13 protein-coding genes are annotated in these 15,745 nt (G+C 42.9%); 8 read left to right on the top strand and 5 right to left on the bottom strand.

Features of this window, described 5'->3' with window-relative positions:
• Positions 1–76 precede the first annotated feature (76 nt).
• The 8 genes from GO009_RS12770 (at position 77) to GO009_RS12735 (ending at position 11,499) form a co-directional block, all read left to right on the top strand.
• A complete protein-coding gene (locus GO009_RS12770; protein WP_163626631.1) occupies positions 77–3,817 on the top strand; it encodes an efflux RND transporter permease subunit in 3,741 nt (1,246 codons plus the stop codon).
• Positions 3,814–5,034, top strand: coding sequence for a TolC family protein (locus GO009_RS12765; protein ID WP_163626630.1), 1,221 nt, complete (start codon positions 3,814–3,816; stop codon positions 5,032–5,034). Before GO009_RS12770 ends, GO009_RS12765 begins: the two co-directional genes overlap by 4 nt.
• Positions 5,035–5,050: 16 nt before the next feature.
• A complete protein-coding gene (locus GO009_RS12760; RefSeq protein WP_163626540.1) occupies positions 5,051–5,386 on the top strand; it encodes a heavy metal-binding domain-containing protein in 336 nt (111 codons plus the stop codon).
• 23 nt (positions 5,387–5,409) lie between these two features.
• Entirely contained in the window at positions 5,410–5,961 is a 552-nt protein-coding gene (locus GO009_RS12755) for an AraC family transcriptional regulator (protein ID WP_163626629.1), read from the top strand.
• Positions 5,962–6,028: 67 nt separating this feature from the next.
• A complete protein-coding gene (locus tag GO009_RS12750; protein WP_163626628.1) occupies positions 6,029–8,527 on the top strand; it encodes a heavy metal translocating P-type ATPase in 2,499 nt (832 codons plus the stop codon).
• Positions 8,528–8,534: 7 nt separating this feature from the next.
• Entirely contained in the window at positions 8,535–9,242 is a 708-nt protein-coding gene (locus GO009_RS12745; protein WP_163626627.1) for a hypothetical protein, read from the top strand.
• A 19-nt stretch (positions 9,243–9,261) separates the two neighbouring features.
• On the top strand, positions 9,262–9,741 hold the full coding sequence (locus GO009_RS12740) for a DUF305 domain-containing protein (protein ID WP_163626626.1): 480 nt from the start codon (positions 9,262–9,264) through the stop codon (positions 9,739–9,741).
• Positions 9,742–9,747: 6 nt separating this feature from the next.
• A complete protein-coding gene (locus GO009_RS12735) occupies positions 9,748–11,499 on the top strand; it encodes an efflux RND transporter periplasmic adaptor subunit (protein WP_163626625.1) in 1,752 nt (583 codons plus the stop codon).
• 280 nt (positions 11,500–11,779) lie between these two features.
• Here the strand turns inward: GO009_RS12735 and groL are convergent, their stop codons facing one another.
• The 5 genes from groL to GO009_RS12710 all read right to left on the bottom strand — a co-directional run bounded on the left by groL (position 11,780) and on the right by GO009_RS12710 (position 15,742).
• Entirely contained in the window at positions 11,780–13,414 is a 1,635-nt protein-coding gene (groL, locus tag GO009_RS12730) for a chaperonin GroEL (RefSeq protein WP_163626624.1), read from the bottom strand.
• Positions 13,415–13,515: 101 nt separating this feature from the next.
• The gene (groES, locus tag GO009_RS12725) at positions 13,516–13,794 is read right to left on the bottom strand and encodes a co-chaperone GroES (RefSeq protein ID WP_163626623.1); all 279 of its coding nucleotides are present in this window, start codon (positions 13,792–13,794) and stop codon (positions 13,516–13,518) included.
• 146 nt (positions 13,795–13,940) lie between these two features.
• Entirely contained in the window at positions 13,941–14,303 is a 363-nt protein-coding gene (gene secG, locus GO009_RS12720) for a preprotein translocase subunit SecG (RefSeq protein ID WP_163626622.1), read from the bottom strand.
• Entirely contained in the window at positions 14,300–15,217 is a 918-nt protein-coding gene (locus tag GO009_RS12715) for a hypothetical protein (protein ID WP_163626621.1), read from the bottom strand. Before GO009_RS12715 ends, secG begins: the two co-directional genes overlap by 4 nt.
• Before the next feature lie 6 nt (positions 15,218–15,223).
• Entirely contained in the window at positions 15,224–15,742 is a 519-nt protein-coding gene (locus GO009_RS12710) for an LptE family protein (protein WP_163626654.1), read from the bottom strand.
• Between the last annotated feature and the right edge of the window lie 3 nt (positions 15,743–15,745).

Below are 15,745 nucleotides of genomic sequence, written 5' to 3'. Positions count from 1 at the left end.
TTTTCCCGACCTGATTGGTTGGGCAGTTGCGTTTATGCGCGTTTTTGTGTTGATCTAATGTTTAAATCAAACCTTTATGCTGAACAAAAGCATCAAATTTTTAATAGAGAACAAACTGGTGGCTGTGCTGCTCCTGCTAATTTTTATGGCTTGGGGTATTGTAAGCACTCCTTTTAATTGGGATACTGGTGGCATTTTGCCTAGTAATCCTGTTGCTGTGGATGCCATACCTGATATTGGGGAAAACCAACAGATCGTTTTTACCAAATGGCCCGGACGCTCTCCACAAGATATCGAAGATCAGATAACCTATCCCTTAACCACATCTTTATTGGGTATTCCAGGTGTGAAGACCATTCGGAGTTCTTCGATGTTCGGATTTTCGAGCATCTACATCATTTTTGAGGAGGACGTGGAGTTCTACTGGAGCCGTAGCCGTATTTTGGAAAAACTCAACTCGCTTCCCAACAACTTGTTGCCTAATGGTGTAAACCCTGCCCTGGGTCCCGATGCCACAGCATTGGGACAGATATTTTGGTACACATTGGAGGGGCGCGATAAGGATGGCAATGTAACGGGCGGATGGGATTTGCAGGAACTGCGAAGCGTACAGGATTACTATGTAAAATATGCTTTGTCCTCCGCATCCGGTGTATCAGAAGTCGCTTCCATTGGCGGATTTGTGCAAGAATACCAAGTGGATGTGGACCCCGAACTGATGAAGCAGTATAATGTTGGGTTGGACCAAGTGGTCAAGGCCGTTAAACAAAGTAATCGGGACATTGGTGCACAGACATTGGAAATCAATAAGGCCGAATACTTGGTTCGTGGATTGGGATACATCAAATCCTTGGACGACATAAAAAATGCTGTAGTTACGGCTACGGACTATACCTCCATTCGTGTTCAGGATGTGGCACATGTTTCCTTGGGACCTGCGGTTCGCCGTGGAATTTTGGACAAGGAAGGTGCCGAAGTGGTCGGTGGTGTGGTTGTGGCCCGTTATGGTGCCAATCCGTTGGAGGTCATCAATAATGTAAAGGAACAAATTAAGGAATTGAGTGCTGGGCTTCCATCCAAAGAATTGAAGGATGGAACTACTTCGCAACTTACTATCGTTCCTTTTTATGATAGAACTGAACTCATTCAAGAAACGCTGGGAACGCTCAATGAAGCCTTGACCTTGGAAATTCTGATCACCATTTTGGTGATTGTGGTCATGGTGTTTAATCTAAGGGCTTCCGTTTTGATTTCTGGTTTGTTGCCTGTTGCAGTGCTCATGGTGTTTATCGCCATGAAAATGTTCGGGGTTGATGCCAATATTGTAGCGCTATCAGGTATCGCCATCGCCATTGGAACCATGGTCGATGTCGGGGTCATTCTCTCCGAGAACATTATTCGTCACATGGATGAGAATGACCAAAACCTATCTATAAATGAAGTAGTGTACAATGCCACTGCTGAGGTATCAGGTGCTATTTTAACCGCAGTGCTGACGACCATCATCAGTTTTATTCCAGTCTTTACCATGGTGGGGGCAGAAGGAAAACTATTCCGTCCATTGGCCTTTACCAAGACGATGGCATTGACGGCCTCGATTATCGTCGCCCTATTTTTGATTCCACCCTTTGCGGCCATCATTTTTAGAAAGCAAAGTGCAAATCAAACTTTCAAAAACATTTGGAATGGGGTTTTGGTCGTCTTGGGATTGGTGGCCATCGCTTTCGGATATTGGTTGGGCTTGGCTTTGATTGCCTTTGGTGTTTCGGGAATCCTCAAATTAAGGGCAATTATTGATGAAAAACAAGCGGGTATGCTAAATGTGGGTATCTGTGTAGCTACCATTGTTTTCTTATTGGCCACGTATTGGAGGCCTTTGGGCTTTGACCGAAGCATTGGTATTAACCTGTTGTTTGTTGGATTGATTTGTGGTGTTTTACTCGGTGTTTTTTACCTCTTCAGACAATATTATAGTCGCATTTTAACATGGGCTCTGGAAAACAAATTGTTGTTTTTGTCCATTCCGACCGTAATCGTGGTTTTCGGATTCATGATTATGAGAAATACAGGCCAGGAGTTTATGCCTTCACTCAATGAAGGTTCGTTCCTTTTGATGCCCACCTCTTTGCCGCATGCCGGAGTTGAGGAAAACAAGCGGGTGTTGCAGCAATTGGATATGGCCGTAGCGACCATCCCTGAGATTCAAACCGTAGTAGGAAAAGCGGGTAGGACGGAATCCGCCTTAGATCCCGCTCCACTTTCCATGTACGAGAACATTATTCAATACAGGTCGGAGTATCAAAAAAATGAAATGGGAAGTCCGCAGCGATTCAAAGTAAATGAAGATGGTTATTTTGAGTTGAGCAACGGAAAAGTACTCGCCAATCCAAATTTGGAAGTGAGCAATGAACAAAACTATGCCGAAAACCATGTGAGCGAACCATTACGAATCGATAGAGACCTTTTAATTCCGGATGATGATGGAGAATATTTCCGAAACTGGCGCCCCGAAATCAAGAAGCCGGACGATATTTGGAACGAAATCGTGAAAGTGACCAAGTTGCCAGGGGTTACTTCAGCGCCCAAATTACAACCTATTGAAACACGTCTGGTAATGCTTCAAACTGGGATGCGTGCCCCTATGGGAATTAAAGTGAAAGGTCAAGATTTAAAGGAAATCGAAAACTTTGGCCTTCAATTGGAACCCATTTTAAAAGAAGCAGCAGGGGTTAAGGATGAGGCTGTTTTTGCTGACCGAATCGTTGGCAAGCCCTATCTCCTTATAGATATTGATCGCGAAAAACTGGTCCGCTATGGTCTGGTCATCGAAGATGTACAGCAAATTCTGGAGGTCGCCCTTGGTGGAATGACCTTGACCCAAACTGTGGAAGGACGGGAGCGTTACGGTGTTCGCGTGCGCTACCCAAGGGAACTCCGGGAAAACCCAACCGATATCGGGAACATTTATGTTCCTGTACAAAAAGGAAGCCCTGTTCCCTTGAGCGAATTGGTTACCATTCGTTACGAGCAGGGACCACAAGCGATTAAAAGTGAGGATACCTTTTTGGTAGGCTACGTGCTTTTTGATAAGCAAGATGGCTATGCCGAGGTTGATGTGGTTGAAAACGCACAAGCCAAGATTCTCGAAAAGATAGAAAGCGGGGAATTGGTCGTTCCCAAAGGTATCAGTTATCAATTTACAGGGACCTATGAAAACCAGTTACGTGCCGAAAAAACCTTGTCCGTGGTGGTTCCACTGGCATTATTGATCATCTTTTTGATTCTTTACTTCCAATTTAGGTCGGTGGCTACATCCTTGATGGTTTTTTCAGGGATTATGGTGGCTTTTGCAGGTGGTTTTTTAATGATTTGGTTCTATGGTCAGGATTGGTTCCTCAACTTTAGTTTTATGGGAGAAAACCTGCGGGACCTTTTCCAAATGCATACGATTAATCTAAGTGTGGCGGTCTGGGTTGGTTTTATTGCGCTCTTCGGAATCGCTACGGATGATGGAGTGGTCATGGCGACTTACCTCACACAAACTTTTGATAAGAACAAACCTGAAAGTTTGAAAGGAATCCGTGCTTCGGTATTGGAAGCGGGAGAAAAAAGGATTAGACCTTGTTTGATGACCACAGCGACCACCATTTTAGCACTATTGCCCGTGCTTACCAGTACAGGTAGGGGAAGTGACATTATGATTCCCATGGCCATTCCAAGTTTTGGAGGAATGTTGATCGCATTGATCACATTGTTTGTGGTACCTGTGCTGTACAGTTGGAAAAGTGAGTTGCAACTTAAAATGCAAAACCGATGAAAAAGAACTTCATATATATAGTAATTGCTTTAGCAACTTTTGGTGTGCATGCCCAGTCCTTGGAGAGTTATCTTCAGGAAGCTGAATTAAACAGCCCTATGATTCAGGCATTGGAATTACGCTATAATATTGCCAAAGAAAAGGTGAACGAGGTAAATACCTTGCCGAATACCACCATTGGAGCTGGTTATTTTATTAGTGAGCCAGAGACCAGAACAGGGGCGCAGCGCGCCAGATTTTCCGTGTCTCAGATGTTGCCCTGGTTCGGTACCATCACTACCCGTGAAAATTATGCGAGTTCCATGGCGGAGACCGAATATGCGGAAATTGTGATTGCCAAACGAAAATTGGCCCTTTCCGTGGCACAGTCCTACTACAAATTGTATGGGATTCAAGCGAAACAAAAGGTGTTGCAGGAAAATATTGAACTGCTAAAGACATACGAAACTTTGGCCTTGACCTCCGTTGAAGTGGGAAAAGCATCGGCCGTGGATGTTTTAAGACTTCAAATTCGCCAAAACGAACTACAGCAGCAGAAAGAGGTGCTGGAAGAATCTTATCTGGCTGAGCAGGCCGTTTTCAACAATTTATTGAATCGTGATGAAAGTATTTCTGTTGAGGTGGTAGATGAAATGGATATCCCTGTGGATGACCCTATACTCCACAAAGAAGATTTAAGCTTAAACCCTGAGTTGCTCAAGTATGATCAATTGTATGAATCGGTAACCCAATCGGAACTGCTCAACCAAAAGGAGAATGCCCCGAGTTTTGGAATAGGGCTCGATTATATTCCTGTTTCGGAACGGGACGATGTGGTTTTTAGCGATAACGGAAAGGATATTGTAATGCCAATGGTGACCTTCTCCATCCCCATTTTCAATAACAAGTTCAAGTCTGTTACTAAGCAGAACGAGCTTCGTCACAAAGAAATAGCGCTTCAAAGAGAAGAACGGTTGAATGTATTGGAAAATGCCTATGCCGATGCAGTTTCAAAAAGAAATCAGGCACGTATTGCCCATCAAACCCAAACAAAGAATTTAAAACAGGCCAAGGATGCCGAAGAAATCCTGATCAAAAATTATGAAACGGGAACCATCGATTTTAACGATGTACTGGACATTCAGGAGTTACAGTTAAAGTTTCAGACGAATCAAATACAATCAGTGCAGTTGTATTATCTGCAATCTGCCATCATCAATTATTTAATTAACAAGTAAATTTAATCTATCAAAAATGAGAACAAACATTAAAACAATTATTGGAATCGCATTTGCTTCAGTATTGGTGCTTACCGTATCGTGCAAGGGAAAAACCGAGGAAGCAAAAGATACATCGACCGAAGCGACGATGGAACACGAAGGTCATGACATGGAAAACATGGATCATGAAGATCATGATATGGAAGGCATGGAAACTGCCAAAATGGAGGGCAAAGAGTATACCTCTACATATGTTTGCCCAATGCACTGTGAGGGTAGTGGAAGTGATGAAGAGGGCAAATGCCCTGTTTGCGGGATGACCTATGTGCTGAACGAGGAGCACATGGCAGACGGACATACACACAATTAATCAAAATTAGAATTGTACCAACGATGCACATCAAAGTAAAAAATATGGTTTGCGACAGGTGTAAAGGTGTTCTGAAGCAAGAGTTTCGGAATGCTGGCATCGAGGTGGTACATATGGACTTGGGAGAGGTTCAATTTTCTGATGGGGCCCAAGAACAAATGAAGCATATTCGGGAGATTTTGGTGAAAAATGGTTTTGAATTGATCGAGGATGTAAATGACAGCCACATAGTTGACATTAAAAAACATTTGATCAATGCCGTGAATAATGATTTGCGCCAGAATCTCTCGAAATATCTATCAGAAAAAATGAACAAAGATTATTCGGCGCTTAGCAAGATGTTCAGTGCCAAAGAAGGACTTACCATCGAAAAGTATTTCATCCTTTTAAAAATTGAAAGGGTAAAGGAAGAAATTCAGATGGAGACCAAAACATTTTCGGAGATCGCTTACGATTTGAATTATAAAAGCAGCAGCCATTTGGCCAAACAATTTAAATCGATAACGGGAATGTCCATGAGCGAATATCGAAAAGTACAAGATTGGAATCGGAAGCCTTTGGATGAAATTGTATAAAAGACATCCAGAATTGTAAAAAGCTTCCAACTGGTTTTCAGCTAGTTTTGAATAAAAAACAAACAAGATGAAGCATACCTATCACATACGCGGAATGAGCTGTAACGGCTGTAGAAATCATGTTGAACAAACATTGTCCAAAGTGGACGGGGTTAACTCAGTTGAGGTAAACCTGGAAAAAGCTGAAGCTGTAATCCAGATGGAGGAACACATTCCAATTGAAAAGTTCAAGGAAGCCTTGGAACAAGATGGGGGCGGTTACACTATTCATCCCGAGGGACACCACCATCAACCAAAGAAGAAAGAGGAACAACCTGTTTCCAATGGGAACGGTACCTTTTATTGCCCCATGCAATGCGAAGGTGACAAAACCTACGATAAACCAGGGGATTGCCCCGTTTGCGGAATGGACTTGGTGGAGGAACAAAATACGTCTACGAGCTCCAAACAACAATGGACGTGTCCCATGCACCCTGAAGTGGTGGAAGATGGCCCCGGTTCCTGTCCAAAATGTGGAATGGACTTGGTGCCCAAAGAACCCGAAGCCAGCGCTGAGGAAAAAACATATAAAAAGCTGCTTAAAAGGTTTTGGATTGCCCTTGCCTTTACCTTGCCCATTTTCCTGATTGCCATGAGCGATATGGTTCCCAACAATCCACTGCATCAGGTAATGGCTCCCAAATATTGGAATTGGGTACAATTTGCATTGTCTATACCTGTGGTTTTTTATGCAACTTGGATGTTTTTTGAACGAGCGTACCGAAGCATTAAAACATGGAACCTGAATATGTTTACCTTGATAGGTATTGGTGCGGGGGTTGCATTTGTGTTTAGTGTGTTGGGATTGTTGTTTCCAGGATTCTTCCCCGATCAATTTAAAGGTGAATCCGGTGCGGTACATGTCTATTTTGAGGCAGCGACCGTAATCCTAACCTTGGTGCTTTTGGGACAATTGCTGGAGGCAAGGGCACACAGCAAAACCAATAATGCCGTTAAGGAATTGTTGAAATTGGCTCCCAATAAAGCTATCAAGGTAGTAGATGGAGAAGAAATAGAGGTAAGCATTGATGATATTGAAAAGAATGATATCCTACGTGTAAAACCTGGAGAAAAAATTCCCGTGGATGGAATTATTACCGAGGGAGAAACTTCCGTGGATGAATCCATGATTACAGGAGAGCCCATTCCAGTTGAAAAAGGAGTTGAAGATACAGTAAGTAGCGGTACCATTAATGGGAATCAAAGTTTTTTGATGAAGGCTGAAAAAGTGGGCAGTGATACGCTGCTTTCGCAAATCATCAATATGGTGAACGAAGCAAGCCGAAGCCGAGCGCCCATTCAGAATTTAGCCGACAAAGTATCCGCCTATTTTGTGCCAGCAGTTGTCATTATTTCTATTTTGACATTCGCAGTTTGGGCGATATGGGGTCCACAGCCAACCTATGTTTACGCTTTGATCAATGCGATTGCCGTATTGATTATTGCTTGTCCATGTGCACTCGGGCTCGCCACACCCATGTCCGTAATGGTAGGGGTGGGAAAAGGTGCCCAAAATGGGGTGTTGATCAAAAATGCCGAAGCCTTGGAGAAAATGGCCGATGTGGACACCCTGATCATTGATAAAACAGGAACCATTACCGAAGGCAAGCCTACTTTTGATCATTTAGAGGTGTTTTCAGATGAATATTCAGAAGAAAAATTGCTGCAATATCTAGTGTCGGTAAATGCCAATAGCGAACACCCTTTGGCACAAGCCACGGTAAAATATGGTAAAGAGAAAGGTGTCAAAATTCTGAAAACAGAATCTTTCAATGCTGTGACGGGTATGGGTGTTGAAGGCAAGATCAAGGATTCTAAAATTCTTTTGGGGAACATCAAATTGATGGAAAAAGCCAATGTTGACATCTCTGATGATATGAGAGAGAAAGTCAAAAAAGCACAAGAGAAAGGTAAAACGGTTTCTTATTTGGCCATTGATGGTAAATGTCACGGTTTTGTGGCCATTGGTGATAAAATCAAGGATACAAGTGCCAAGGCCATCAAAGCAATTCAGGATAAGGGGATAAAGGTGATCATGCTTACGGGAGACAATGCCACCACCGCAAAAGCAGTAGCTGGCGAATTACATTTGGATGATTTTAAGGCCGAAACCTTGCCCGAGGATAAAATGAAGGAAGTGGAACAGCTTCAAAACAACGGCAAAGTGGTCGCCATGGCCGGGGATGGAATCAACGATGCCCCTGCATTGGCCAAAAGCGATTTGGGTATTGCCATGGGTACGGGCACCGATGTGGCCATTGAAAGTGCCATGATCACTTTAGTGAAAGGTGACCTGCACGGCATTGTAAAAGCAAGGAACCTTAGTGAGGCCGTGATGAAAAACATAAAACAGAACCTATTTTTTGCATTGATATACAACACCATTGGTGTGCCAGTGGCAGCAGGTGTGCTCTATCCCTTTTTCGGGATTTTGCTTTCGCCCATGATCGCGGCCCTGGCCATGAGCTTTAGCTCGGTGTCGGTTATAGCCAATGCATTACGATTACGAACTAAATCAATCGACTAAGAACGAAATGGTAAAACGAACAACAGCGGTTAAAATTAGAAAGGCCCATAGGTATTTGGGAATATTTTTGGGCATTCAATTCATCATGTGGACAGCCAGTGGATTATATTTTAGCTGGACCGATATTGATGAAATCCATGGAGATCATTATAGAAACATGGATTATGAGCCAGCGTCCTTTGATGGGCTCATCGGGTTGTCGCAAATTGATATACCCGCTAAAATAAGTTCGTTGAGCCTAAAGGAAATTGCAGGCAAACCTTACTATTGGATCAATAATGAATATTTGGTGGATGCCGAAAGCGGTAGCCTTAAAAAAGGGATTTCAGAACAAGAAGCTCTAGCTGTTGCTGGGCGTCAAATGTCATCGGATTTAAAAGTCAGAGGAGTTGAGGTAATCGACAAGACCGATAAGCATCACGAGTATCGGGAAAGGAAATTGCCCGCTTATGTGATTTCATATGATTCGCCCGAAAACATTAAGGCCTATGTCTCGGTGGCCGATGGATCGTTTCAAACTGTGAGGCACCGGAACTGGCGTTGGTTCGACTTTTTGTGGATGACCCACACCATGGATTACGAAAGTCGTGATGATTTTAATACCACTTTGCTTCGGGTATTTTCCCTTTTGGGGCTGATTACCGTGTTGAGCGGTTTCCTGTTATGGTACATCAGCTCGCCCACAGTTCGAAAACTAAAAAAAAGGAAACAATAAACACTAAAATTTTAAGATCATGGAAAACCCAAAGCACTCAAAAAAAGGAAATTACAAAACCTTCTTTATTATGTTAGCCTGCTCTTTCGTGACAATGTACATCACAATGTACCTCAACACCTATAAATTCGACCACGTATGGTTCAGTTTAACGCGATTCTATATGGTCTGTTTGGGAATAGCAACAATGGCAGTCATAATGTGGTTCTTTATGCGCAAAATGTACACCGACAAGAAAAAGAATATGGCCATATTGTTAGGAAGTTTGGTCTTGTTTTTTGGATCCCTATTCCTTGTACGCGACCAAAAATCTACGGTAGGCGACGTATTATGGATGAAGGCAATGATACCGCACCATTCCATCGCCATATTGACCAGTGAACGTGCAGACATCAAAGACCCCGAGGTAAAGGAGCTGGCAGAGGAAATCATTGAGGCTCAGCGTAGAGAGATTGTTGAAATGAAAAAAATGATCGAACGATTACAGAACAAAAAATAATTGCTTATGAATAAGAATATTATATATATCGCCATTGCAGTCCTGGTGGGAATGCTTGGTGGTTGGCTGATTTTTAGTGGCTCTTCGGAAGCGTCAATGCCCAGCAAAGATGCTTCGGATATGTCAAACGGCCACGACCATTCCACTAAAGACGAAAGCGAAATGTGGACCTGTTCCATGCACCCGCAGATCATGCAACCGGAACCAGGTTCCTGTCCTATATGCGGAATGGATTTGATTCCGGCAGATAATGCAGGGGAAGGCCTTATGGCCAACCAGATTAAAATGACGGAGAATGCCATGGTATTGGCCGGTGTGGAAACCGTAATGGTCGGTTCTGGGGCCGATAGCGGAGACCATGTTAAAGTTTCGGGAAAAGTGGCGATCAACCAAGAGTCGGATGCGGTGCAATCTGCCTATTTTGATGGCAGGATAGAACGAATTTATGTCAATTTTGAAGGCGAAGCGGTGCGAAAAGGCCAAAAGATGGCCACGATTTATGCCCCAGCCTTGGTTTCGGCCCAACAGGAATTGTTGACCGCTGCCAATTTGAAGGAATCCCAACCTCAGTTGTACAAAGCGGTCCGTAATAAATTAAAACTGTGGAAGTTGTCCGATGCCCAAATCAACGAAATCGAAAGCTCAGGTCAAGTACTGGAAAACTTTCCGGTATATGCCAATGTAGGTGGTGTGATTTCCGAGATCATGGTGGAAGAAGGGGATTACATCAAAACAGGTTCACCTTTGGTGAAAGTAGTCAATTTGAATTCCGTTTGGGCCATTTTTGATGCTTATGAAAACCAATTAAGGCTGTTTAAGGAAGGTCAGACACTGGAGGTTACCACCAAATCCTATCCCAACCAGACATTCCCGGCAAAAGTTTCCTTTGTAGCTCCTACACTGAACAAGGACACAAGAACATTGGAGGTACGTGCAGAACTTGACAACAAAAAGGGATTGCTAAAACCGGGTATGTTTGTACAGGCTGAGGTTGAAATTTCAGGTAGTCAAGATGAAGCATTGACAATACCCGAGAGTGCAGTTTTATGGACAGGAAAGCGTTCTTTGGTCTATGTGCAACCAAATACAAGCAATACCGTTTTTGAAATGCGGGAAGTGGAACTCGGAAATTTGATGAATGGCAGCTATGTCGTCAATGCTGGGTTAACGTCTGGTGATTTGGTCGTGGCCAAGGGAACTTTTACGGTAGATGCAGCGGCGCAGTTACAGGGTAAAAAATCCATGATGAATCAAGAGGGAGAGGAAATGCAAATGGGTCATGGTGGACATACTAAAATGGGAAGTACCATGAAAATGGAATTCTCTAAAGAAGCAGAAACAAAGTTCAGTGAACTTTTAGAGGTTTATCTTAATTTGAAAGATGCCTTGGTTGCATCAGATCAGGAGAAAACGCAAACATTGGCAAAAAGTGCCGTGGGTATGGCATCAAACATTTCTGGGCTACAGATGGACGATATGGGTAAAAGCCACATCTCACAATTGGAGAAACAATTAAACGAATTGGCCACCAAAACTAGCTTAGAAGGTCAGCGCGAAGTATTTGTCCCGTTTTCCGAGAACATGATTCAAATTGGTCAACAAATGCAAGGTTTAGATTCAAAACTCTATGTGCAACATTGCCCTATGGCCAATAACGACAAGGGTGCCAATTGGCTTAGTTTGGAGGAAGAAATCCGAAATCCCTACTATGGAGATGCCATGCTCACCTGCGGTAGCGTGGTAGGTACAATCGACTGATTTTTATTTTAGTTAATGTTTAGCCAAATAAAATCTACGGATTCAAATCTGAAATACATTTACTTCGGTTTTTAAATTATTGACCGATGAAACAAGCAAAGTCAAACGGAAAGTCATCTCCTGCAAAAGCTGTAAAGCCCGTTGCCAAGAAGACTGCCCAAGCTACTGGTAAGAAGAAGTAACTTGGTTTTAGGTTCTTACGAAGAACCGTTCAACTAGATAAAAAGAAAACGCCCCGATGCAAATCGGGGCGTTCCTATTTTTAATCCGAACGGGATGATTACATCATACCTGGCATTCCGCCACCGCCTCCCATTGGAGGCATTGCAGGGGCATCTTCCTTAATATCGGTCAATGCACACTCGGTGGTCAAAATCATTCCAGAAACGGATGCTGCGTTCTCCAAAGCAATACGGGTTACTTTTTTAGGATCAATGATACCAGCTTTAAGCATATCCACATATTGGTCGGACTTGGCATCGTAACCGAAGTCTTTTTTACCTTCAAGTACTTTGGCGATAACCACGGAACCTTCGCCACCGGCATTCTCTACGATGGTACGCAAAGGAGCTTCAATGGCTTTGGCCACAATTTGTACACCTGTAGTTTCATCCAAGGAGTCGGTTGCCAATTTCTCAAGCACTTTTTTAGCTCTTACCAAGGCAACACCACCACCGGCAACAATACCTTCTTCCACAGCGGCACGGGTTGCGTGCAAGGCATCATCCACACGGTCTTTTTTCTCTTTCATTTCCACTTCGGAAGCGGCGCCCACATAAAGTACGGCAACACCACCGGCCAATTTGGCCAAACGCTCCTGAAGTTTTTCTTTGTCGTAATCCGATGTTGTAGTCTCAATTTGAGCTTTAATCTGGTTTACTCTCGCTTTGATGTCATCTGCATTTCCACTACCGTTTACAATTGTAGTATTGTCTTTGTCAATGGTTACAGTTTCAGCAGTGCCCAACATATCCAAAGAGGCATTTTCCAAAGAGAAACCTCTTTCTTCAGAGATTACGGTACCACCTGTCAAGATAGCGATGTCTTCCAACATGGCTTTTCTTCTGTCACCAAAACCTGGAGCTTTTACAGCGGCAATCTTAAGGCCACCTCTCAATTTGTTCACTACCAATGTAGCAAGGGCTTGGCCTTCTACGTCTTCAGCAATGATTAAAAGTGGTCTACCGGACTGGGCAACTGGCTCAAGGATAGGAAGAATTTCCTGAAGGTTTGAGATTTTCTTGTCGAAAAGAAGAATATAAGGGTTCTCCAAATCGGCGATCATTTTATCGGTATCGGTCACGAAGTATGGAGAAAGGTATCCTCTGTCAAATTGCATACCTTCAACTACATCAACGTAAGTATCCGTACCTTTTGCTTCTTCAACAGTGATTACACCTTCTTTACCTACTTTAGTGAAAGCAGTGGCGATAAGGTCACCAATAGCTTCATCGTTGTTTGCGGAGATGGATGCTACTTGTTTAATTTTATCGGAGTTGTCACCTACCTCTTTGGTTTGTTTTTCCAAGTCGGCCACCAAAGCTTCAACGGCTTTGTCTATACCGCGTTTCAAATCCATAGGATTTGCACCTGCGGCAACATTTTTAAGCCCTTCCTTAACAATAGCCTGGGCCAATACGGTTGCGGTAGTGGTACCGTCACCCGCTTGGTCGTTGGTTTTGGAAGCTACTTCCTTTACCATTTGTGCGCCCATATCCTCAAGGGCGTCTTCCAATTCAATTTCTTTTGCAACGGATACACCATCTTTGGTTACTTGTGGTGCTCCAAAGGACTTGCTGATGATAACGTTTCTACCTTTTGGGCCCAAGGTTACTTTAACGGCTTCGGCCAATTTGTCAACGCCTCTTTTCAGTCCGTCACGTGCATCTATATCAAACTTAATGTCTTTTGCCATTTGTTTTTTCGTTTTGTCATTCCTGTGAAGACAGGAATCTTTTGGTTATACTTCTAAGTTTTTTCTGATGGATTCCCGCTTTTGCGGGAATGACATGTTGGTTACACTATTGCCAAAATATCGCTTTCGCGCATCATCAAATAGTCGGTACCATCGAACTTAAGCTCGGTGCCGGCATATTTTCCATAAAGAACGGTATCACCCTCTTTAACGGTAACTTTTTCGTCCTTGGTTCCAGGGCCAACGGCGACAACAGTTCCTTTTTGTGGTTTTTCCTTAGCGGTGTCCGGAATGATGATACCGGAGGCAGTTTTGGTCTCGGCCTGTAGAGGCTCAATCAAAACCCTGTCTGCCAATGGTTTGATATTTACTTTAGCCATATTTTTAATTTTTAGGTGTTTGTTTTAAAAATTCTTGATTCTAAAGGACAGAAATTGTGCCAATGCACAAAAACTGACATTATGGAAAACAAAAATGCCAGCTTGTCATTTCAAGCTGGCATTTTTCTATGCTTTGTCACTCTGTATTATCCAATAGTGTCTACTGGACTTGTGGTTTCGGCTGGTGGAAGTTGTTCTGGTACTTCCTCAGGAACCGTTTCTGGCATTTCCGTATCGTCGCCTTGAAGTAGTTTGGAATCTGCTTGGCTATAATTTCCTTTTAAGGAAACATTGGAAAGCAAAATCAAAACAATCAATAATGTGGCAAGGGTCCAAGTACTTTTATCCAAAAAGTCCCCCGTCTTCTTTACACCACCAACAACTTGGTTGCCGCTTCCTCCAAAGGATGAGGACAATCCACCTCCTTTAGGATTTTGGACCATAATGACCAAGACCAACAAAAGGCACACGATAATTATCAGTACCAAAAAAATTGAAAACGTGCTCATTTCTTATCTTTTTCTTGTTGCAGTTTCTTCACTGCCTGAATTTGATCTGCAAAGAAACCACTTTTTTCTGGATATTTCAAACTCAATATTTTAAACGCTTGAATGGCTTTTTTATACTTTTTCTGTTCAAGATAAACCTTGGCCAAGGTCTCTGTCATCAACTCGTTTTGGTTGATTTTGGTTGACTCTTTTATATTGACTTTTGGGTTGTTTTCCTTTGGAACTATTTTGGGGTTGTTCTCGATAAACTTATCCAGGAGTTCAAATTTCTTTTTACGCTCCAGTTCGTCCATCACATTTTTTTCCTGATGGTCTACATTGTTCTCCTTTTCTTCTGATGGTTCTTCCGAGGTTGAGGTCAATTGAAGCCATTCGGTAAAGGAGTGTTTTTCCTTTTTGGTGAACGGGATGGGTTTGCCCAAATTTAAATCAGTATTCGGTTCCTTTTTGGTTTCCTCAACTTTTTCAGCTTGCTTTTCAGGGGTTTTTGATTTGAAAAGTTCTGGATTCAGAATTTGCTCTGCGTCGTTTAAATTTTGGGGCAGGGCAGGTTCGTTGGATTCCGAAAGCATACTCGCCGCATTTGGATTGGGCCGTATTTCCTCCGAAACGGCTTCTTGGTCCTCCAGTTTTGATCCCCTGCCGGCAATGGCATCTGCAATATTGTTCTGGATGAATTCTTTTGAAGTGATATAATCAAAAAGTACATCCCTGTCCGCTGTGTGGGCGGCGGTTACTTTTAAAGCACTATTGTATTTGTAGCTATCCAGATTTTTAAGTCCCTTTAAATGCAAGGCACGAGCAGCCTGAAAATAAGGGTATTCCTCAATAATGCCTTCCAACTCCCTAGTTTGTTTGGGAGATAGGATGGCATTCGAATTTTGAAGAATATGTATAAAATCTGAAACGTTCATATACTATTACCAATTTCCCAAGGATGCATTAAAAATATCCTGGGTAAGTCGTTCAAAAATTTCTTCATGGGCCGCTGCTTGTACTGATGGTAACGGAGCTGCGGCATCAAAATCGTAAAAAAAGGAAAACCTCTTTTCAAAATCGGCATCTTCCTTAGTTGTGTTGTAAAACCGAACATTCACGCTCATGGTCAATCGGTTCTGTGCAGTACGCTGGTCGGCCGTGGCCGTCATGGGCACAACCTTATATTCCACGATTTCCCCTTCGTATAATAAATCGCCATTACTTCCGGTTAGGGATAGGCTGGTAAGATTATTGATCATGTCTTGCAGCGCCAAGGTAAAATCCCTGCCTAATCCCGGTACAATAACTGAACCGGGTGTTTGATCCGCGTAATTCTGGAAAAAATTTACTTGGAAACTTTCCGCAGTTCCAATATCGGCACCGGAGAAGTTATAGGCTCCGCAACTCTGTAAAAAAAGGACGAGTCCAAGCAATCCAACCTTTACACTATGTTTTTTCATCAT

Source organism: Allomuricauda sp. TY007, assembly GCF_010468565.1.
In the GTDB taxonomy this organism is placed as follows: Bacteria; Bacteroidota; Bacteroidia; order Flavobacteriales; family Flavobacteriaceae; genus Flagellimonas.
Note: the sequence above shows the minus strand (reverse complement) of the source record. Positions and strands in the feature narration are given on the sequence as shown.